This window comes from Cryobacterium roopkundense, from assembly GCF_014200405.1.
Lineage (GTDB): Bacteria > Actinomycetota > Actinomycetes > Actinomycetales > Microbacteriaceae > Cryobacterium > Cryobacterium roopkundense.
The window spans coordinates 3633168-3651722 of the sequence record NZ_JACHBQ010000001.1 but is presented as its reverse complement, the minus strand read 5'-3'; the positions used below and the strand labels follow the sequence as shown (position 1 = coordinate 3651722).

At 66.2% G+C, this 18555-nt stretch carries 17 protein-coding genes; 7 read left to right on the top strand and 10 right to left on the bottom strand.

Annotated elements, in window-relative coordinates:
* Positions 1 to 85: 85 nt before the first annotated feature.
* Positions 86 to 2224: an APC family permease gene (locus tag BJ997_RS16955; protein WP_084141279.1), complete on the bottom strand. Its 2139-nt coding sequence runs from the start codon at positions 2222 to 2224 to the stop codon at positions 86 to 88.
* Positions 2225 to 2282: 58 nt separating this feature from the next.
* Positions 2283 to 2732 carry a MarR family winged helix-turn-helix transcriptional regulator gene (locus tag BJ997_RS16950; RefSeq protein ID WP_035837131.1) on the bottom strand — a complete coding sequence of 150 codons (450 nt, stop codon included), beginning with the start codon at positions 2730 to 2732 and terminating at the stop codon, positions 2283 to 2285.
* A 55-nt stretch (positions 2733 to 2787) separates the two neighbouring features.
* Between BJ997_RS16950 and BJ997_RS16945 the strand changes: the two genes are divergently transcribed.
* On the top strand, positions 2788 to 3054 hold the full coding sequence (locus tag BJ997_RS16945; RefSeq protein ID WP_152602220.1) for a hypothetical protein: 267 nt from the start codon (positions 2788 to 2790) through the stop codon (positions 3052 to 3054).
* A gap of 92 nt (positions 3055 to 3146) precedes the next feature.
* On the opposite strand, the gene BJ997_RS16940 is transcribed toward BJ997_RS16945, so the two are convergent.
* The 3 genes from BJ997_RS16940 to BJ997_RS16930 all read right to left on the bottom strand — a co-directional run bounded on the left by BJ997_RS16940 (position 3147) and on the right by BJ997_RS16930 (position 5539).
* Positions 3147 to 3770 (bottom strand): PadR family transcriptional regulator, encoded by a 624-nt coding sequence (locus tag BJ997_RS16940; protein ID WP_035837132.1) that lies wholly within the window; start codon positions 3768 to 3770, stop codon positions 3147 to 3149.
* Positions 3767 to 4618: a DUF4097 family beta strand repeat-containing protein gene (locus BJ997_RS16935; protein WP_035837133.1), complete on the bottom strand. Its 852-nt coding sequence runs from the start codon at positions 4616 to 4618 to the stop codon at positions 3767 to 3769. Before BJ997_RS16935 ends, BJ997_RS16940 begins: the two co-directional genes overlap by 4 nt.
* Positions 4619 to 4729: 111 nt before the next feature.
* Positions 4730 to 5539: a CPBP family intramembrane glutamic endopeptidase gene (locus BJ997_RS16930; protein ID WP_035837134.1), complete on the bottom strand. Its 810-nt coding sequence runs from the start codon at positions 5537 to 5539 to the stop codon at positions 4730 to 4732.
* 80 nt (positions 5540 to 5619) lie between these two features.
* Between BJ997_RS16930 and BJ997_RS16925 the strand changes: the two genes are divergently transcribed.
* On the top strand, positions 5620 to 6789 hold the full coding sequence (locus BJ997_RS16925) for an ArgE/DapE family deacylase (RefSeq protein ID WP_052542341.1): 1170 nt from the start codon (positions 5620 to 5622) through the stop codon (positions 6787 to 6789).
* A 4-nt stretch (positions 6790 to 6793) separates the two neighbouring features.
* On the opposite strand, the gene BJ997_RS16920 is transcribed toward BJ997_RS16925, so the two are convergent.
* A complete protein-coding gene (locus BJ997_RS16920) occupies positions 6794 to 7267 on the bottom strand; it encodes a pyridoxamine 5'-phosphate oxidase family protein (protein ID WP_035837135.1) in 474 nt (157 codons plus the stop codon).
* A 26-nt stretch (positions 7268 to 7293) separates the two neighbouring features.
* A complete protein-coding gene (gene yczE, locus BJ997_RS16915; RefSeq protein WP_035837136.1) occupies positions 7294 to 7920 on the bottom strand; it encodes a membrane protein YczE in 627 nt (208 codons plus the stop codon).
* Positions 7921 to 7983: 63 nt separating this feature from the next.
* Here yczE and yczR point away from each other — a divergent pair, with 63 nt between their 5' ends.
* A complete protein-coding gene (gene yczR, locus BJ997_RS16910) occupies positions 7984 to 9444 on the top strand; it encodes a MocR-like transcription factor YczR (protein WP_035837137.1) in 1461 nt (486 codons plus the stop codon).
* 60 nt (positions 9445 to 9504) lie between these two features.
* A complete protein-coding gene (locus BJ997_RS16905) occupies positions 9505 to 12738 on the top strand; it encodes an efflux RND transporter permease subunit (protein WP_183323628.1) in 3234 nt (1077 codons plus the stop codon).
* Between the two features lie 249 nt (positions 12739 to 12987).
* On the opposite strand, the gene BJ997_RS16900 is transcribed toward BJ997_RS16905, so the two are convergent.
* Entirely contained in the window at positions 12988 to 14403 is a 1416-nt protein-coding gene (locus tag BJ997_RS16900) for an IS1182 family transposase (protein ID WP_152602377.1), read from the bottom strand.
* Between the two features lie 234 nt (positions 14404 to 14637).
* Between BJ997_RS16900 and BJ997_RS16895 the strand changes: the two genes are divergently transcribed.
* Positions 14638 to 15084 carry a GNAT family N-acetyltransferase gene (locus BJ997_RS16895; RefSeq protein ID WP_035839841.1) on the top strand — a complete coding sequence of 149 codons (447 nt, stop codon included), beginning with the start codon at positions 14638 to 14640 and terminating at the stop codon, positions 15082 to 15084.
* Positions 15085 to 15135: 51 nt separating this feature from the next.
* A complete protein-coding gene (locus tag BJ997_RS16890) occupies positions 15136 to 15783 on the top strand; it encodes a dihydrofolate reductase family protein (RefSeq protein ID WP_035839838.1) in 648 nt (215 codons plus the stop codon).
* 238 nt (positions 15784 to 16021) lie between these two features.
* On the opposite strand, the gene BJ997_RS16885 is transcribed toward BJ997_RS16890, so the two are convergent.
* Entirely contained in the window at positions 16022 to 16342 is a 321-nt protein-coding gene (locus BJ997_RS16885; RefSeq protein WP_236629125.1) for a DUF1905 domain-containing protein, read from the bottom strand.
* A 22-nt stretch (positions 16343 to 16364) separates the two neighbouring features.
* Here BJ997_RS16885 and BJ997_RS16880 point away from each other — a divergent pair, with 22 nt between their 5' ends.
* Positions 16365 to 16859 (top strand): NUDIX hydrolase, encoded by a 495-nt coding sequence (locus BJ997_RS16880; protein WP_035839835.1) that lies wholly within the window; start codon positions 16365 to 16367, stop codon positions 16857 to 16859.
* 14 nt (positions 16860 to 16873) lie between these two features.
* On the opposite strand, the gene BJ997_RS16875 is transcribed toward BJ997_RS16880, so the two are convergent.
* Positions 16874 to 18430, bottom strand: a complete 1557-nt coding sequence (locus BJ997_RS16875) for a M23 family metallopeptidase (RefSeq protein ID WP_152602346.1) — start codon at positions 18428 to 18430, stop codon at positions 16874 to 16876.
* Between the last annotated feature and the right edge of the window lie 125 nt (positions 18431 to 18555).

Genomic DNA, 18555 nt, shown 5'->3' with positions numbered 1-18555 from the left:
ACCGTGTGCGGCGGTGTCGGGCTACGCCCTCCAGATTTCCTGAACTGGCCATACGGTCTCACCCAGCCGCGCGCCCGGCGGGCTGCTACTTGCGCTTGCGGCGGCGAGACGCGGAGGGGCGCGACCGGGTGGAGACGCCCGTCACGATGGGGTTCGACCGGGTGGTCGGCTCACCGGCCGCTGGAGCAAGCGGCTTGCGCGGCACCGGTTTGCGCAGCACGGCACCCGTGCGCACGGGCTCGCCGCGGCGATCCTGGCCAGGGATGGGTCGGGAACGACGCCCGTAGATGAGCTCGGAGGAATCCAGGAGCCATGGCACCAGGGCGATTGTCACTCCATGCACGAGCATGAGTTTCTGGCGCAACCGGCGGGCCTTGTGGTTGTGCAGCAGCCCCTCCCACCAGTGGCCCACTATGTAGATTGGCGTGTAGACGGTGACAACCTCGGAGCCGTGGTCTTCGCGGCGCCCGCGGATGTAGCTGATCAGTGGATAGCTGATGTCCCGGTACGGCGACGAGACGATGCGCAGCGGCACCTGGATATTCTGTTTCACCCAGGCACGCTTGAGGATCTTGGTCTCCGCATCGTCGATCGACACGTGTACCGCCTCGAGGGACTCGTGGCGGGCGGCGATCGCGTAGTCGAGTGCCTTGAGCACGGGCTTTTGCATCTTGCCCACGAGCACGATGGCGTGGTCACCGCTGGAGCCGAAGGTGGTGATTGGGTCGACCTCGATCTCCTTGGCCACGTCGCGGTAGTACCGGTTGACACCCATCATGAGCGCAAACAGCACGGGCATCAGCACGAAGACGAGCCAGGCGCCGTGGGTGAACTTGGTCACCGTGACGACGATCAACACCACGCCGGTGAGGGCTGCGCCGAAGCCGTTGATGGACAGGCTCCAGATGATGGAGGCCCGGTGCGGCGGGTTGGTCTTGAGCAGGTTGAGCCAGTGCTTCACCATGCCGGTCTGTCCGAGAGTGAACGACACGAAAACGCCGATGATGTACAGCTGGATCAGGAGCGTGAGGTTGGCCCGGTAGACGATCATGATCAGGCAGGCGGCCAGTGCGAGAAGCACGACGCCGTTGGAATAGATCAGGCGGTCGCCGCGCGTGCTGAGCGACTTGGGTGCGTAGGAGTCACGGGCCAGCACGGAGCCGAGCAGCGGGAATCCGTTGAAGGCCGTGTTGGCAGCGAGCAGCAGCACCGCTGCGGTAGCGGCCTGCAGCACGAAGAACATGATCGAGGAATTGCCGAACGTGGCGGCGGCCACCTGAGCGATCAGGCTGCGCTGCGGTTCCGTGGCGCACTCCGCCCACCCGATCAAGTCGCAGGGGTCTTCCGCGTAGTGCACGTTGGAGACCAGTGCGATGGTCGTGAGACCCACGAACAAAACGATCGCGATGCCGCCCATGAGGGTCAGCGTGGTCTGCGCGTTCTTCACCTTGGGGTGTTTGAAGGCGGGAACGCCGTTGGCGATCGCCTCCACGCCGGTGAGCGCGCTGCATCCGCTGGCAAAGGAGCGCAACAGCAGCAGGATGAAGGCGGCCTGGGACAGGTCTTGGCCCTCCACGCCGAAGCCAGCCGATTCGGCCACCGGCGGGTCGCCCATAATGGTGCGCACGAGACCGACGACGATCATGAACAGCACGCTGGCCACGAAAAGGTATGTGGGAATGGCGAAGGCCTTGCTCGACTCGCGAACGCCGCGCAGGTTGACGGCGGCCAGCAGGATGATGAACACGACGGCCATTTCGACCCGGAACGGATCGAGGGCCGGAATGGCAGAAATAATGTTGTCCACGCCGCTCGCGACTGACACGACGACGGTCATCACGTAGTCGACCAGCAGAGCGGATGCGACCACGAGGCCGGCCTTTTCGCCCAGGTTGCGGTGCGCCACCTCGTAGTCGCCGCCGCCGGAAGGGTAGGCCTTGATGAGCTGGCGGTATGAGGCGACCACGACGATAAGCAGGATCACGACCACGGTGGCAACCCATGGCGCGAAGCTCAGGAACGCGAGCCCGCCAAGGGTCAGGATCATCAGGAGTTCTTGCGGCGCGTAGGCCACGCTCGACAGCGGGTCGCTCGCAAAGATGGGAAGCGCCAAATGCTTGGGCAGCAGCTGGCCTTCCAGATGTTCGGTCGGCAGCGGGTCGCCGATGATCCACCTCTTGGGTGATCGGCTTTCCGGTACGGGGGCGTTTGCCTCGGGTGTCACGAGGGATGACACTACACCTAAGAGGCGTCCCGTCAAATAGAGCGGGTAGACGCGAGTGTCACGCGGGTGCTGCGGTGTTGATGACGCGCCAGAGTGATGTGCGCAGATCCGTGAGTTCGGCGAGGCTCATGCCCAGTTTCTCCACGACGCGCGGGGGAATGGTCTCGGCCTCGGCGCGCAGCGCTGCGCCCGTTTCGGTGAGGCAAATGTCGAGCTGTCGTTCGTCCGACGCGCTGCGATGTCTGGCCACGAGGCCGGCCACTTCGAGACGTTTCAGCAGCGGGGAGAGGGTGGCCGGTTCGAGACGAAGCTCCTCGCCCAGATTCTTGACGGAGCGGGGGCTGCGCTCCCAGAGGGCCAGCATCACGAGGTATTGGGGATGGGTGAGACCGTGCGGCTCGAGAATGGGCCGGTAGAGGGAGATGACGCTGCGCGAGGCGATTGCGAGCGCGAAACACACTTGGTTCTCGAGTCGCAGCAGGTCGGTTTCATCGGTGTCGACTGTCATCTGAGTTTCCTGTCGGTCTACGTGCACGCGCGCTTTAGTTAGTATACTAACTAATATGGAGCACAACAGAGCGCAGCGTCCCTCGGGCCGGGGCAAGTGGACGGCCTGGATCAACAGAACCCTCCTTCCCTGGATCGGACCGCCGCCCATGGGGCCATACCCGGTGATCGTCGAAGCCGAGGTGGCCGACCGGAAGGCGCATTCGGTCTGCCCCATTTGCGGTGCCCTGATGAGCCTGCACGAGGTTGACCGCTCCGGAGAACGCACCCAGATCCACCACCCCACGCCCGAGCAGGTGGCCGAGCGCTCCGCGTTGCTCTGAGCGAGTCTCTGTTCGGCCAGCCCAGCTCGACCGGCCCGGCCCAGCGCGATCAGTCCGGCCGGGCCCGGCTCGGCGTGATCAGCCCGGCGCGATTAGTCCAGCGAGGCGAGGATTCTGGCGCGAACATCGGCGAGCTGTGTGCGGAGCGTGGAGACGGTGTCGGCCGGAACCGTGGCGCGGTAAGCCTGGGTGCGCAGGTCCGCGCGAAGCTGCTGGCGGAACTCGTTGAGCACCATGTCGGCCTCACGCAGGGCCTGGTTGGAGTTGACGTGCGAGCTGGGCCCGGGATCGTTCTCGGCCGTCGTCGGTCCGCTGGCGGTCCCTTCCGTGCGGGCCTGCCGCGCGGCAGACGCGAGATCGGCCCGGAGGCTCTTCATGGCAGCGTTCACTCCGGAGCGCACCTCGCTGGCCAAACGGCGCACGGAATCGGTGACCTCGTCTTCGATCGCGCCGAGTTCGCCCTCACGAGCTGCCAGTTCGGCGCGGCCGGTCGGGGTTATTTCGTACACGGTCTTGCGCCCGTCGGCGCTTTTCGTGACAAGGCCCTCTTCCTCGAGCTTGGCCAGACGCGGGTAGATGGTTCCCGCGCTCGGGCTGTACGTTCCGCCGAAGCGTTCGCTCAGCGCCTGGATCAGCTCGTACCCGTGCTGCGGGCGCTCGGCGAGCAAGCTCAAGAGGTAGAGCCGCAGGCTGCCGTGCGCGAAGACCGGAGTCATGAGGACGCCTCGGCGGCCGCGCCCGGGGCGTCCGCTGTGGAAGCGCTTGCACTTCGCACGAGGGAGATGTCGCCCGAGACTGAGTTGGCGCGCAACTCCACCCAGGCGCCGTCGAGGGCGCCACTCGAGCCGTCGTAGGCCTTGCCGAGAGTGCTTCGCACGGTCTGATCGTCGAGTTGCAGGGTGCCGGAGAGCGTGTTCAGGTTGTAACGGGCGGCCACGTCGGCCCCGAGGCGCACGGTGAGGTTGCCGCTCACGGTGTTCGTGACGATTTCGTCGGGCACGCCCTCCACATCGAGAAAGACGTTGCTCGTGACGCCGTCGAGCGTGAAGCGGCGGATGCTGCCGCTGGCCGTTATCTCGCCCGACACCGTGTGCACGTTGATGGTTCCCACGTGGTTGCGCACCGAGACCTCGCCGCTCACGGCGTTGACCTCGAGGTCGCCCTCGCCGGCGTCCACGACGATGTCGCCGGAGACGGTGCTGAGTTTGGCGTCATTGTGCAGGCCGGAGATGAGGGCGTCGGCCGAGACCACGCCGAAGCGCATGGCCACGTCGCGGGGAACCACGATGCTCACCTCTGCTTTGGCCGTTCCGCGGAATGACGCGAAGACGTCGATGAAGTTGTCCCAGCGCAGCTGGGGATGGTCGATTTCGAGGGCGTCTCCGTCCATCGAGATTTTGAGGTCTTTGCCGGTCACGCTGTGTACTTCGATGCGCGCGCCGGGCTCATCGTGCCCGATGATATCGACGGTGCCACCGATCAGGCTGACCTTCAGCTTGCGCACGAGGTCGATATCGATGACCTTGGTCTGCCCGGGGGTGACGAGCCATTTTTCCAGGGACACCGTGGGTCCTTCCTTCGTGTGTGATTTCGCGATATATCGCGTGTGTGTTAAGACACGCTATATCGCGTTAGTGGATCACGCAAGTGCGTTCCGTGGTGGATTCCCGGGGAATCAATACCAGAAGATATCGAGCCACTCCGGGTGGTGCGCGTGAACGAGCACGAGGAACACGACGGCGTCGAAGAGTAGGTGCACGCACACCACGTAGGTGAGCGAGCGGGTGCGTGCGAAGGTGTAGCCCTGCAGCAGCGCGAACGGAAAGGTGAGGAGCGGCCCCCAGCTCTGGTAGCCGAGTTCCCACAGGAAGGAGCAGAAAATCACTGCTTGGAGCAGATTGGCCTGCCAATCGGGAAAATGACGCCGCAGCAGGGTGAAGGCCACACAGATGAAGAAGAGTTCGTCCCAGATGCCCACGAACCCCACTCCCACGAATAGGCGGGCGATCTCGTCGGGAGCACTCACCACAGGCCAGTTCTGGTACGCGCCGGAACCGATGAAGTAGCTCGGCAGGATGAGATAACCTTGCAGCACCACGATCGGCAGGTAGGCCTTCTCGAGGGTGGTCCATCGCTGTCCGGTGTGGATGGGGAACCGGATCGCATGCTCTCGGTACACGTAGCGCGAGCTCAGGTACGGCACGAGCACCGAGAGGCTCAAAACCGTGCCCATGAGCGCGATGTTCGCGTAGTCGATATTCGCCTCGACGGAGATGGTGCTGATGATGCCGAGGCCCACGGCAATCAGCAGCAGGTCGCGGAACAGCGCCCGGTTGGTGGCATAGGCGAGTACGAGGGCTGCAAGGAGCACGGCATACCCGGGTAGCTGCAGTCGTAGCGCGAAGAGCAGCACAGCGGATGCCGAGACTCCTGTTGCTGCGACGAGTCCCCACGGACCCGCCCGCTGTACCGTGGAAGTGCCCATGCTCAACCCTAACCCGGCGAAACCGTGGAGTTTCTGGGCGCGAAATGAGCGCGAAACGCACGCGACGGTAGATTCGACTGATGAGCACCGCACCGAGCACCGCCGCCGTGAACACGCTCGACCCGATTGCGCTGCTGCGGCGGCTGGTCGCCATCGATTCGATCAACCCCGACCTCGTACCGGGAGCAGCCGGGGAGGGCGAGATCGCCGCGTGGTGCGCCGCGTGGTTGCATGACTGGGGCTTCGACGTGTCGATGCTCGAGGAGCGCCCGGGCCGCCCCTCCGTCGTGGGAGTGAAGCGAGGAACCGGCGCCGGCCGCTCGCTCATGCTCAACGGTCACCTCGACACCGTGGGCGTCGCGAGCTACCAGGGTGATCCGTTCAGCGGCGAACTTCGCGACGGACGCGTATTCGGCCGGGGAGCCTTCGATATGAAGGGCGGTGTCGCAGCCATTCTCGTCGCGGCAGCACGGGCATCCGCTCGCCAGTTGTCGGGCGACGTGATCGTGACCCTCGTGGCCGACGAGGAGTTCGGCAGCCTCGGCACCGAGGAGGTGCTGCGCAGCGTCGAAGCGGATGCCGCGGTGATCGTGGAGCCAAGCGGGCTCGAGCTCACGCTCGCCCACCGCGGGTTCGCTTGGTTCGAGCTCGAGCTGCGCGGGGTGGCCGCTCACGGGTCGCAACCGGAGCGCGGTGTCGACGCCATCGCCCATGCCGCGCTCGTGATGCGCGCCCTCGACGAACTGCGGACCCGGCTCGAGTCTGCCGCTCTACACCCGACGCTCGGCCACGGCACTGTGCGGGTCTCAATGATCTCCGGCGGCGAGGACGCCGCCACGGTGGCCGACACCTGCACACTCACCCTCGAACGACGGATGCTGCCGGGCCAGTCGCCCGAGCACGTGGAGGCAGAGCTGCGGCGCGTTCTGGAGCACCTGGCGAGCACCGTCTCCGGGTTCACCTACACCTTGACCTGCCTCGTGGCGCGCGCCGCCTTCGAGGCGAACCCGGAGTGGCCGGTGGTGCAAGCGCTTGCGGGCAACGCGGCGCGCATTCTGGGCGCGACTCCCGTCGTGCGCGGCGAGCCGTTCTGGACCGATGCAGGGCTCGTGCTCGAAGCGGGCATCCCCTGCCTGGTGTTCGGCGTGGACGGCGGCGGGGCACATGCCGACGTCGAGTGGGCCGAGGCGGCATCCGTGGTGGCGCTCACCGACATTCTCGAGGGGACCATCACCGAGTTCTGTCGGTAGGGGTTCAGAGCCTGCTGAACCGCTCCCAGCCGCGGCCTTCGTGCCAGGACTCGACGACCAGATGGGTGTTGTCGGAGTCGATATAGGTGAGCACGACCTCGTTGGGGTGCAACTCGAAGCTCGACGTGTGGGGTGGATCGGTGGCCGCCGGTGGGGTTGGCACGAGCGTGCCGGCGATCTTGGCGTCCCCGGCCCAGTCCGACGGGGAACCCGTCGGCGGTTCGAGCGTGGGGGAGTGGATGGCCACGCGCGGGTCGCGCAGAACGTCGTGCAGTTTGCGGGAGTCGGTCATCATGCCGAGGGTGATGCTGGGGGCGGAGACCCCGTCGCCGGTGAAAACGAGCTCGGTGCCGCTGATGCGCGGGGAACCGTCGCGCCGCAGCGTGGCCAAAGTCTTGTTGGTGCCGGCGTCGAAGCGGGCACGCACCCGTGCCGCGAATTCGGGGGCTTCGCGCTGAACGTCTCGCCAGGTTGACATGCTCGCAGACTACCCTCGGCGGGCGGTCAGGGGGTTGCGGCGAGGGCCGGATCGGTGGCTACGGGGGCCACGACACCGGGACGTGTGACCGAGAAGAATGGGATCGTGCGCTGGCAGAGCGGTCCGATCAGTAGCGCGAAGAGCACGGTGCCGATTCCCACGTTGCCGCCGAGCGCCCAGCCGATGCCGAGCACCGTCACCTCGATGCCGGTGCGCACGATCCAGATCTTCCAGCCGGTGCGCCTGTGCAGGCCTGTCATCAGGCCATCGCGGGGGCCTGGACCGAAGTGCGCCCCAATGTAGAGGCCGGTGGCGACCGCGACCATCAGCAGCCCCGCCGCGAACAGCACGATGCGCGCCCACAGGTCGAGGTCCGCCGGAATGAGCCAGAGACCAACATCCGCTGACGGGCCCACGAGTACCGCGTTGAGCACAGTGCCCGCGCCGGGCTTCTGCCGGATGGGGATCCACAGCAGCAGCACGACCCCGCTGATCAGAATGGTGATCAGGCCGAAGCCGAGGTGCGTGTGGTTGTCGATGCCCTGGGTGAGAACGTCCCAGGGGGCCACGCCGATGCCGCCGCGCACAATCAACGCAATGCCGATTCCGTACAGGAAGAGGCCAATAAGCAGTTGTGTGATTCGACGCGTCATAGTCACCAATCCAATTGCATAACTGGTCTGTTATCAAGTAGCCAATCTGGCTAGAGTGGCCTCATGAGTGAGAACCACGTGAGCGCGCGGGCTTTGGAGACACTGCTAGGTCAGTGGCGCGGGGGCGCGAGCGCCTATCTGGCCCTGAGTGACCGCATCCGCTTACTCGCCCTGGATGGCCGACTCCCCAGCGACAGTCGTCTGCCGGCGGAACGCGACCTGAGCCTGCGGCTCGGCGTGAGCCGCACCACCGTGACCGCGGCTTACCGCCAACTGCGCGAGGCCGGCTATGTGAACAGCGTGCGCGGTTCTGGCAGCGTAGTGCGCCTGCCCGGGGCGTCGGCTCCGGCCCCCACTCCCGAGGCAGACGGAATTCTGGATTTCAGCAAGGCCACCATGCCGGCACTGCCCGGGCTGGCGGATGCCGCCGCGTACGCCGTCGCCGAGCTGCCTCGGCACCTGGGCGACTCCGGGTTCGACCCCGTGGGCATTCCCGAGCTCCGCGCGGCTATCGCAGACCGCTTCACGGCGCGCGGACTTCCGACGTGTCCGGAGCAGATCATGGTGACGCTCGGGGCCCAGCACGCCATCGCCCTGCTCGCCCGCGTGCTCGTGGGGCGCGGCGACCGCGCCCTCATCGAGACCCCCACCTACCCGCATGCCGCCGAGGCGCTGCGCGCGGCCGGCGCCCGCCTCGCCGCCGTGAGCGTGTCTGCCGGCGGCCCCGAGGAGGACCCTGGCACGCGTGGCTGGGATGAACCCTCACTCCTGCAGACTCTGCAGCGCAGCAGCCCCGTCGTCGGCTACCTCATGCCCGACTTTCACAATCCCACCGGGCAGAGCATGCCGGTCGAACAGCGCGAACTGGTGGCCTCCGCCGCAGCGGACTCCTGCACCACGCTCATCATCGACGAGACCATCGCCGAGCTCACGATCGATAGGCAGGGCGACTTTCCGCCGTTCGCGGCCTGCGCCGACGCGCGGTCGGCGCCCCACATCGTGAGCGTCGGATCGGTGGGCAAGACAGTCTGGGGCGGTATGCGCATCGGCTGGATCCGCGCCGAACCCGGACTGATCCACAAGCTGGTCGCCGCCCGGTGCGCCAACGACCTCGGAACACCCATCCTGGAACAACTCATCGTGGCGAGACTTCTTACCGATATGCCCGCCATCCTGGCCGGCCGCCGCGGGCTGCTGCGCGTGGGGCGAGACCACCTGGAACGCCGCCTCGCCGATACATTCCCCAATTGGCATGTGCCGCATGTCGACGGTGGCATCACCGCCTGGGTCAACCTCGGCAGCCCTGTGAGCTCGCAACTCGCGCTGGCCGCGCGCAGCCACGGCCTGCTCGTACCGGCAGGTCCACGGTTCGGGCTCGATGGAGCCTTCGAGCGGTTCCTGCGTATGCCGTTCTCGCACTCCGTGGCGGAAACTGATCGCGCCGTGGATGCGCTCGAGGCGGCTTGGGGTTCGCTGGGCAGGCATCCATTCGCCGACACCGGCTCCCTCGCCGAAGTGGTGTGATCACCCCCACAACGTGCCCGGCCCGTTGATTTTGCAGTCAGTGCAGGCAAGAATTAGCGCGTGTATTTTCTTGCTGTTCTGAGCATGCGAAACCGGGCGCTCATCGCGCTCATCACCATCGTTGCGGCGGTGTTCGGCAGTCTTGCCCTGTCGAGCCACAAGCAGGAGCTGATCCCGTCGCTCCAGCTGCCGCAGCTGCTCGTATCGACGAGCTATCCCGGCGCGTCGCCCGAGGTCGTGAACGACGATGTGTCGACGCCGATCGAGACCGCAATCCAGGGCCTCGTCGGCCTCGAATCCACCTCGACGACAAGCAACACCAATTCCTCGCTTGTGAGCGCCACATTCACCTATGGCACGGACCTCGTGAAGGCCGAGTCGAAGATCACCCAGGCCATCAACCGCATCAAGTCCGCGCTGCCGGACGGCCTCGACCCACAGGTGATCAGCGGCAGCATCGATGATTTTCCCATCATCTCCCTCGCAGTGGCCGGCGGGGATCCCGCCACCCTCGCCGACGAGCTCAGACGCAGCGTTCTGGGGGATCTTCGCGATCTGCCCGGGGTGCGCGAGGCCGCGCTCTCCGGCGACACGGGCCAGCGCGTCAGCATCACACCCGATCCCGCTGAACTCACCGCGGCAGGCCTGACGACGCAGTCCATTCGCGACGCGCTGCAGCAGAACGGCGCGCTCATTCCCGCTGGCGCCCTCACCGAGGGGGACAAAACCCTTTCGGTTCAGGCCGGAACCAAGCTCGGCACGGTCGAGGACGTGGCAGCGCTGCCACTGCTCACGGGCGCGAGCGCGTTCGCGGGGCCGTCGATCCCGGGCGCGGATGCCGCGGCCACGACCATCGGCGACGTTGCCACCGTCTCCCTCACCGAAAACCCCGTCACGAGCATCTCGCGGGTGAACGGCGAACCAGCGCTCACCATCTCGGTCACCAAGGTTCCCGCCGCCAATACCGTCGAGGTCTCCCATGCCGTGCGGGACATCCTTCCCTCGCTTGAAGCCGCTGTTGCGGGCGCCACGTTCACGGTTGTTTTCGATCAGGCGCCCTACATTCAGGAGTCGATCGACGCGCTCACCCAGGAAGGCATGCTCGGTCTCCTGTTCGCGGTGCTGGTGATCCTCGCCTTCCTGCTGTCAGTTCGCGCCACTCTCGTCACCGCGATCTCCATCCCCACGAGTGTGCTGATCACTTTTATCGCGCTGCAAGCCGTGGGGTATTCGCTCAACATCATCACTCTCGGGGCACTCACGATCGCGATCGGGCGAGTCGTCGACGACTCCATCGTGGTGATCGAGAACATCAAGCGGCACCTGGTGGCCGGGGTCGATCGGGCGGAGACCGTCGTCTATGCAGTGCGCGAGGTCGCGGGGGCCATTACGGCGTCCACCATCACGACGGTCACTGTGTTCCTGCCGATCGCCTTCGTGGGCGGGTCGACAGGGGAGCTGTTCCGCCCTTTCGCCCTCACGGTGACGATCGCGCTGCTCGCCTCCCTGCTCGTGGCCCTCACGATCGTGCCGGTGCTCGCTTACTGGTTCCTGCGCACGCCACAGGCGAAGGCCGTGGCTGAGCCGGTTCCCGTGGCGGTCGGTGCGGCTTCGGCCGATACCCCTGCTCCGGTCGTTCCCGCGCACACGCGACATGCGGCATCCGCTGACTCGCAGTTCGGCGGGGTGCCGAGCGAGCTGGAACATCCCAGCCGGCTCCAGCGCGGCTACCTGCCGGTGATCGGCTGGACGCTCAAGCACGCCGTCGCCACCCTGCTGCTCGCGGTTCTTCTGCTCGGCGCCACGGTGGCGCTGTTGCCGTTCATGAAAGTCAACTTTCTGGGTTCCACTGGACAGGACACCTTTCGGGTGACCCAAACCCTGCCCGTGGGCACGAGCCTCGACGCCCAGGACGCGGCCTCCCAGCAGGTCGAGTCCACCCTGCGCGCCATCGACGGCATCGACATCGTGCAGGTGTCGATTGGCGGGGGAGGCGGAGCGATTGCGGCGGCCAGTGCCTTCCGCGGTGGGGCGCCGTCGTCGAGCACGGTCAGCTACGCCATCACCACGGCCGACGGCGCGGATGCCGACCAGGTTCAGGTGACAGCCCAGCAAGAGCTCGAGGCGCTTCCCGACGTGGGTGACATCTCCGTGGCGGCGGCGAGCGGGTTCGGGTCGTCGGGCGACATCGAAGTGAACGTGACGGCGGCAACGGATGCCGACCTGGTGACCGCGACGCAGTCGATAGCCACCGAGGTGGCCAAACAGACCTCCATCACACAAAGCTCCGACACCCTTGCCGCCAACCGGCCCTACATCGCGGTCACGATAGACCGGCCGGCGGCTGCTCAGGCCGGGCTCAGCGAGCTCGCTCTGGGCACCCTCGTGTCGCAGGCCATGCAGCCGAACGCTGTCGGCACGATCGTGATCAACGAGACGAGCCTGTCCCTCTACCTGCAGGCCGAGACCACACCGGCCAGCACCGCGGAGCTGGCGGCCCTGCAGATACCCACCGCAGCCGGACCGGTGTCCCTTGACACCCTCGCCACCGTGGCACAGGTCAACGGCCCGGCGCAGATCACCACGGCCAAGGGCCTGCGGACCGCGACGGTATCGGCTACACCGAACAGCGATGATCTGGGCACGGCGAACGCGCAACTGGCCACCGTTCTCGCGGACACCGAGCTACCCACCGGGGCCACCGCCACGCTCGGTGGCGTCACGGCCGACCAGACCGAGGCCTTCCAGCAGCTCGGAGTGGCGATGCTGATCGCTATCCTCATCGTGTACATCGTGATGGTGGCGACGTTCCGGTCACTGCTGCAGCCCCTGTTGCTGCTCGTGTCGATCCCGTTCGCGGCCACCGGGGCGATCGCCCTGCAGGTGATCACCGGCATTCCTCTCGGCGTGCCCTCGCTCATCGGCGTGCTCATGCTGATCGGAATCGTGGTCACCAACGCGATAGTGCTCGTCGACCTCGTGAATCAGTACCGCCGGCGTGGGCTGAAGGTTCATGACGCCCTCGTGAACGGGGCATCGCGACGGCTGCGCCCCATCCTGATGACGGCCCTCGCCACGATCTTCGCGCTGCTGCCGATGGCCGTAGGCCTCACGGGCACCGGAGGCTTCATCTCCCAGCCGCTCGCTCTCGTGGTGATCGGTGGGCTCGTCTCGTCGACCGTGCTCACCCTCGTGGTGCTGCCCGTGCTGTACTTCCTTGTGGAGGGCGGCCGGGAACGCCGGGCCGACCGCCGCGCGGCGCGCGAGCTCGCGAAGAAAGAGCGCGCTACCTGACATGTTCCGCCCCGCGCCCACTCCGACCGCCCGGCACGCGCGCCTAGGAGCGTGTGTCAGTAACGCCTATTCGACCTTGGTGTGAGGAATTGCCGTTCAGGACCGTCTGTGCGGTCGGGGGTTTCTTGTCCGGTGGTTGAGTCGTTCGGGTTGGCGTTGTTCGTGTGCCGACTGAAAATAGGGCCAGTGCTGCGTTGACGGCGCAGGCCGGGGCCGTTGCCGCCCGCCGGGGCAGTCCCGCCTTGATGTTTAGGTGGCCGTTCGGGCTGTTAGGGCGCTTGGCGCGGCCAGCAGCGCTTTAGTTTGCATGGTGTGTAGCTTCATCAGGTTGTGGCAGGCCGCGATCAGGTCCCATTCGTGGGCGGCTTGCTCCAACCCGCGCAGCAACACGAATTTGCCTTGCCGAGTGTGGATCTGACCGAACACGGGCTCCACGATCGCTTTGCGCCGCGCATAAACGGCGCGGCCTTTCTTCGTCTTGAGCTTCCGCGCCATGCGTTCCCGCAGCGTCGCATTGGCCGGGATCCGGCCCCGAGGAACTTCAGGAACACGCTCGCCGTGCTTGACCCGGCCGGTCGCGATGAAAAACTCGGTCCGGCCGTCGCTGCCATCTTCAACAGTCTTCGCGTAGTCCAGATTTGTTGCGGAACAATACCCGGCATCCGCCAGGACCTGCCGGGGCAGGACGCCGGTCGTGGCGTGGAGTTTCTCGACCAGCGGCACGACCTGTTCAACATCCACGCCAATATTCGTCAGCGTCGTCGCGACGATGATCTGATGGTCGGCATCAACGATGGCCTGTGCGTTGTAGGCGTAGTGGAACGATCCGTCGGCGGTCTTCATGATCCGTGAATCCGGGTCGGTGAAGTTGCGTTGAGCCTTCGGAGCAACAACGGCGTTCTTCGCCGCGTCGTCACCCTTCTGCGCCACAGTATCGTCATCGTCGCCCTTGTCCCTGGCCTTCTTCTCCGCGTCTTTCCGCGCCCGCGCCGCTGCAGCTGCCTCCAAGCCAGCGCGCGCTTCGGCCAGTTTCACCAAGCGTGACTCCCGCCGGGCAAGCTCCGGCGGCAACTCATCACCGCGTTTGTCCTTTCCGAAACGAGCGTCCTCCGCGTCATCGATCGCGTCCGCCTCCGCCAGCAGCGCAGAGACTTCGTCGGCGAGGACTTTCTGCTTCTCCGTCAGGCGGGCGTAACTCATCGCCTTGCGCCGAGAGGCATTCGCGCGCACTTTCGTGCCGTCCAACGCGACCTGCCCGAGCGAGACCATTCCGGCCGCACGGCACAGTTCCAACGCCTGCAAGAACACGTTCCCCAGACTGGAGAGGTGGCGTTTTCGGAACCGGGCGATGGAACGAAAATCAGGTGCCTGCTGCGCCGCCAACCAGCGAAACGCGACCACGTCCACGCACACCCGCTCCAACTCCCGTGACGAGCGAACTCCGACACAATACCCGTAAAGGAGCACCCGGACCATCAACCGTGGGTCATAGGGCGGCTGCCCCTTCGACTTCGCGTAAGAGGCGTAGAACTTCTTCAGATCCAGCTGAGTTTCAACGATATCCGCGATGAACCGAGACAGGTGATTCTGCGGCAACCACTCATCCAACGACGGCGGCACCAACATCACCGCCGCCGGCTCAAATGCCCGGAACCGTTTGTTCACACCGGCCCCCGCCTCAACACCGTCATCCACGACCACGTCAACGTGCTCAAGTTCCGTCGCGGGGAAGAGGCCATCAGAATCGCTCATACGCAATTTTCCCAGACCAACACCCCAAGCCCGGGAAATCGACCGGCGTTTTAAACTTTGGTGTTACTGACCCACGCTCCTAGTGCCCCATCGCGCGAAGCTCACGTGATCTCGCCCAGCCACAATCGGCCGAGGTAGCCTGTCCCCATGGAAGACGAGTTGACCATATCGATTGCCACCCACGCCGACGATGGAATCGCGGAGGAGATTCACCGATTGATTCCGCAGCTGTCGCAAACAGCGGTGTTCGATCAGGCTGTTCTCACGCGGATGCTGGCAGCCGAGTCAGTCGATCTGTTCCTCGCGCGGATTGCTGGCACAGTTGTCGGAATGGCTACTCTCGTAACGTTTCCCATCCCCACCGGCCTTCGGGGCCACATCGATGACGTTGTGGTTGACGGACGAGTCCGTGGGCGGGGGATCGCCCGTGAACTTCTCAACGCGATGATCGCCAGGGCGCAAGCCGTGGGAGTGCGGAGTCTGGATCTGACGTCGCGCCCGTCGCGGGAATCCGCGATCCGGCTCTACGAGGCGTCCGGATTCGTGCGGCGCGATTCGGCTGTGTTTCGATACCAGCCCATACCGAATCCGTAGCCACGACCGCAGCATCAGCGATCCACCGGCAGATTTCCCAGGGAGAAGTTCATGAAACTGACACTGACCGAGTTCGTCACTCTTGATGGAGTGTCGCAGGGTCCCGGATCACCCGAGGAAGACACCAGCGATGGGTTCGTGGACGGGGGATGGTTCGTGCCGCACATGGACGAGGTGTTCATTCGCAAGGCCGCGGAATGGCTCGGTCAGGCCGACGCGCTGCTGTTGGGCCGACGCACCTATGACGCGTTCGCGAGGGACTGGCCGGAGATCACCGACCCGAGCGACCCTTTCACCCAACTCATGAACACCTTGCCGAAATACGTTGCCTCACACGCCTCGACGGAGGGCGGATGGGCTCCGACCACGGTGCTATCCGGCGACGTCGCGGCCCAGGTCGCAGAGCTCAAACAGCAGCCTGGGCGTGAACTTCAGATTCACGGCAGCGCCCGGCTCGCCCAATCCCTGCTTGCAGCGGGGCTGATCGATGAGGTGAGGCTCGTGGTCGCTCCCGTCGTCATCGGCCGGGGTCGTCGCCTCTTTCCCGATGGTGGCGCGGGGGCGGGGCTGCGCCTCGTCAGCAACGAATCCACACCGGGTGGACTCGTCATCCAGACCTATCAGTGGGTCGGGCGTCCCCAGCACGCCACGTACCACGGTGTTTCCGACGTGATCGCAGCTACAGAGCACGTGGAGTGATGCCGGCCGTGGAGCAGCGCGCGGTGCCGCGGGCGCTGAAGAGGTACCTGCGGACGCCACGTGCCGGGCTCCCGGCTGCAACAAGGCCGCGAGATTCTGCGACACCGACCACACAGGTTTCGACACACCCCACCCGAAGCCCAACAACCCCCGCCCGGTCTGAGCTCGGAGCACGGAAACTGTGCGGTCAGGCAGGCCGGGTACCCGCGGGGTTCACATGGCGACTGCTTGTTGTGGCTTAAGTGAGGCGCTCTGACAGGTGCACCGTGACCTCGTCTCCTACCTCTTTGCCGAGTCTCTTTCGCAGTTTGGCGTTGATCGAGAGCATGTGGCCACCCGAACCGGTTGGCATCAGGGCGACTGATAGTGGTTCGTCATCAATACGTGCAACCACTCTGATGGCCTTTCCGGTTCCAAAGAGTTCGACGGAGTCTGGTACCTCCACGCAGGACCAGACGTCACCCTTGATCTCCAGCCCGATGGGGGCGGTGAAGGTGACGTCGATGGGGCCGCTGCTCATAACGATGATGATAGACGTTCCGGCTTCCGAGCTGCTCATGACGCACGGCTAGGCTCGGCGCATGGCTACTCCAGATTTTGTGCTTGCTCTTCGTGAGAAGATCGGCCACGTTTCGCTGTGGCTGACGGGCGTGACTGCGGTGGTGCTGCGCGGCACCGAGATTTTGCTCGTGCGCCGCGCCGACACTGGGGAGTGGACGCCCGTGACCGGCATCATCGACCCCGGCGAAGAACCGGCCGACGCCGCCGTGCGCGAGGTGCTCGAGGAGGCCGACGTGTTCGCACGCGCCGAACGGCTCGTGTGGGTTCACGTGCTCGACCCGATCGTCTACGCCAACGGAGACCACTCGCAATACCTCGACCTGGTCTTCGCCTGCCGTTGGCTGAGCGGAACGCCCGCGCCCGCGGATGGCGAGAACACCGACGCCCGGTGGTGGCCCCTGTCCGACCTGCCGCCGATGCCCGAAACGTACGCGGAGCGCATCCGCCTGGCCGTCGAGTGCGACGGCCCCGCGCGGTTTGAGCAACGGATGCCCGTGGCTGCTCCCGAGAGCTAACGCGACTTCGCCGGCTACCCAGCAACGCCGAGGGACACCCCGCGAGCGGCGAGGAACGGCTGCGGGTCCACTCGGGTGCCGTCAACGCGCACCTCGAAATGCAGGTGACAGCCGGTGGATGCTCCTGTGCTGCCGACGCCCGCGATCACCTGTCCCGCAGTTACCGCGTCGCCGACCGCAACGAGCAGTTCCCCGGTGGCGAGGTGCGCGTAGCCGGTCTGCACGCCAGCCCCGTGATCGATCAGGATCCAGTTGCCGTACCCTCCGACAGCGCCGACGGCAGTGACGATCCCCGAGGTGGCCGCACGCACGGCGGTATCGCAACTCGCTCCGATGTCGGTGGCGTAGTGGAATGCACCAACGCCCAGCATCGGCCGCACGGGTCGCGGTCCAAAGACATCCGTGAGGCCCCCGGCCGCGGGGAGCGCCCAGCCCTGAACGCTGAGCTGGCCGGTGTCTAGGGTGGCCAGCCAGGCGGCGGCAGCACCGGCGCTCGACACACGGGCCGGGGCGCCCACGGCGAGCGCCTCGAGGTCGGTCAGCGCGACCTCTGCCTCGTCGAGAGCGGCCTGTGCAGACTCGAACTGCGACCGGAGTTGGTCGAGGGGCACACGTGCCGCTGCCTCGCGCGCGGCCACCTCTTGGCTGGCGAGGGAATGCGCGAGCGCCGTTTCTTCGGCGACCCGGTCCCGGATGCCCGACACATTGCCGGTGAGGTTCTGCATGCGGTCGAGCCTGCCGAGTGCGGACAGCAGGTTTTCTCCGGGCGCATTGGTGAGGGCGTCAACAGATGCGCCACCCGCGCGCTGCTGCGCCAACTGCCGGATGAGCCCGCTCAGCAGGCGCTGGGAAGCCTCGGCCTGCGCGGCGGCACCTGCGGCGCGAACCCGCAACGATTCGGCGAGGCTGAGGTCGGTGGCCTGCTCGGCCTGCCCGGAGTCCAGGGCTCGTTGGGCGCTGTCCAGGACGGCCAAGGCGGAATCGACCGCCGAACGAGCGGATGCGTAGGCCCGTTCGGCCTCCCGTTGTTGCGCCGCGAGGGCGGCCCGAGTTCGAGTTTCCGTTGGGCCGGCACCCCACGGGGCAATCTGGGGCGGAATCACGTCGCCCTCCGGCTCCGGCAGCTGCGGGGCTGCGGGTGGCGGCACAACGGCGGGCGGGGGCGTCGGCTCGGTGACGGGAACCGGTGCCGTGGTGGGTACGGGCTCGGGGCGTACCGGCTCGGTTGGTACGGGCTCTGTGGGTGCCGGCGGGGGTGTCGCAGTTGCTGTGGGACCGTCGGATGGTTCCGGCGGCGGCACTGACGTGGACTCGGGAGTCGGTTCCGGTGTCGGCTCTGAGAGGGATTCGGGTGTCGCCGTAGCTGCCGCCGTAGGTGTCGGGGTAGGTGCGGCGGGCGGAATGGACGGCGTCTGCTCCGAGCCCCACGACACGATTCGATCACCGCGGCCCGCTCCGACTGCGGCACCCGACGTCGCCCCCAGAGTCACAGCGAAGGCCGTGGCCGCGCTGGCGGCGAGGATCAGAAGGCCCCGACGCCTTCCTCCGCCCCCACCCTGAAGAACACTCAACTCGGCATCGTCTCACTCGGTCATCACGTGATTTCCGGTTTCGTGGAGCGAGCGCTTCACCCCCTCGCGGGCGAGAATCGAGCGAGGGACTGCAGGCGCGAGCGTCACTCCGGCACCGGCGTGGC

Excerpts from the sequence above, each read along its gene's own strand:
- BJ997_RS16950 (WP_035837131.1), bottom strand. The coding sequence starts at position 2,732 with ATGACAGTCGACACCGATGAAACCGACCTGCTGCGACTCGAGAACCAA.
- BJ997_RS16945 (WP_152602220.1), top strand. The coding sequence starts at position 2,788 with ATGGAGCACAACAGAGCGCAGCGTCCCTCGGGCCGGGGCAAGTGGACG.
- BJ997_RS16940 (WP_035837132.1), bottom strand. The coding sequence starts at position 3,770 with ATGACTCCGGTCTTCGCGCACGGCAGCCTGCGGCTCTACCTCTTGAGC.
- BJ997_RS16930 (WP_035837134.1), bottom strand. The coding sequence starts at position 5,539 with ATGGGCACTTCCACGGTACAGCGGGCGGGTCCGTGGGGACTCGTCGCA.
- BJ997_RS16925 (WP_052542341.1), top strand. The coding sequence starts at position 5,620 with ATGAGCACCGCACCGAGCACCGCCGCCGTGAACACGCTCGACCCGATT.
- BJ997_RS16920 (WP_035837135.1), bottom strand. The coding sequence starts at position 7,267 with ATGTCAACCTGGCGAGACGTTCAGCGCGAAGCCCCCGAATTCGCGGCA.
- yczE (WP_035837136.1), bottom strand. The coding sequence starts at position 7,920 with ATGACGCGTCGAATCACACAACTGCTTATTGGCCTCTTCCTGTACGGA.
- yczR (WP_035837137.1), top strand. The coding sequence starts at position 7,984 with ATGAGTGAGAACCACGTGAGCGCGCGGGCTTTGGAGACACTGCTAGGT.
- BJ997_RS16895 (WP_035839841.1), top strand. The coding sequence starts at position 14,638 with ATGGAAGACGAGTTGACCATATCGATTGCCACCCACGCCGACGATGGA.
- BJ997_RS16890 (WP_035839838.1), top strand. The coding sequence starts at position 15,136 with ATGAAACTGACACTGACCGAGTTCGTCACTCTTGATGGAGTGTCGCAG.
- BJ997_RS16885 (WP_236629125.1), bottom strand. The coding sequence starts at position 16,342 with ATGAGCAGCTCGGAAGCCGGAACGTCTATCATCATCGTTATGAGCAGC.
- BJ997_RS16880 (WP_035839835.1), top strand. The coding sequence starts at position 16,365 with ATGGCTACTCCAGATTTTGTGCTTGCTCTTCGTGAGAAGATCGGCCAC.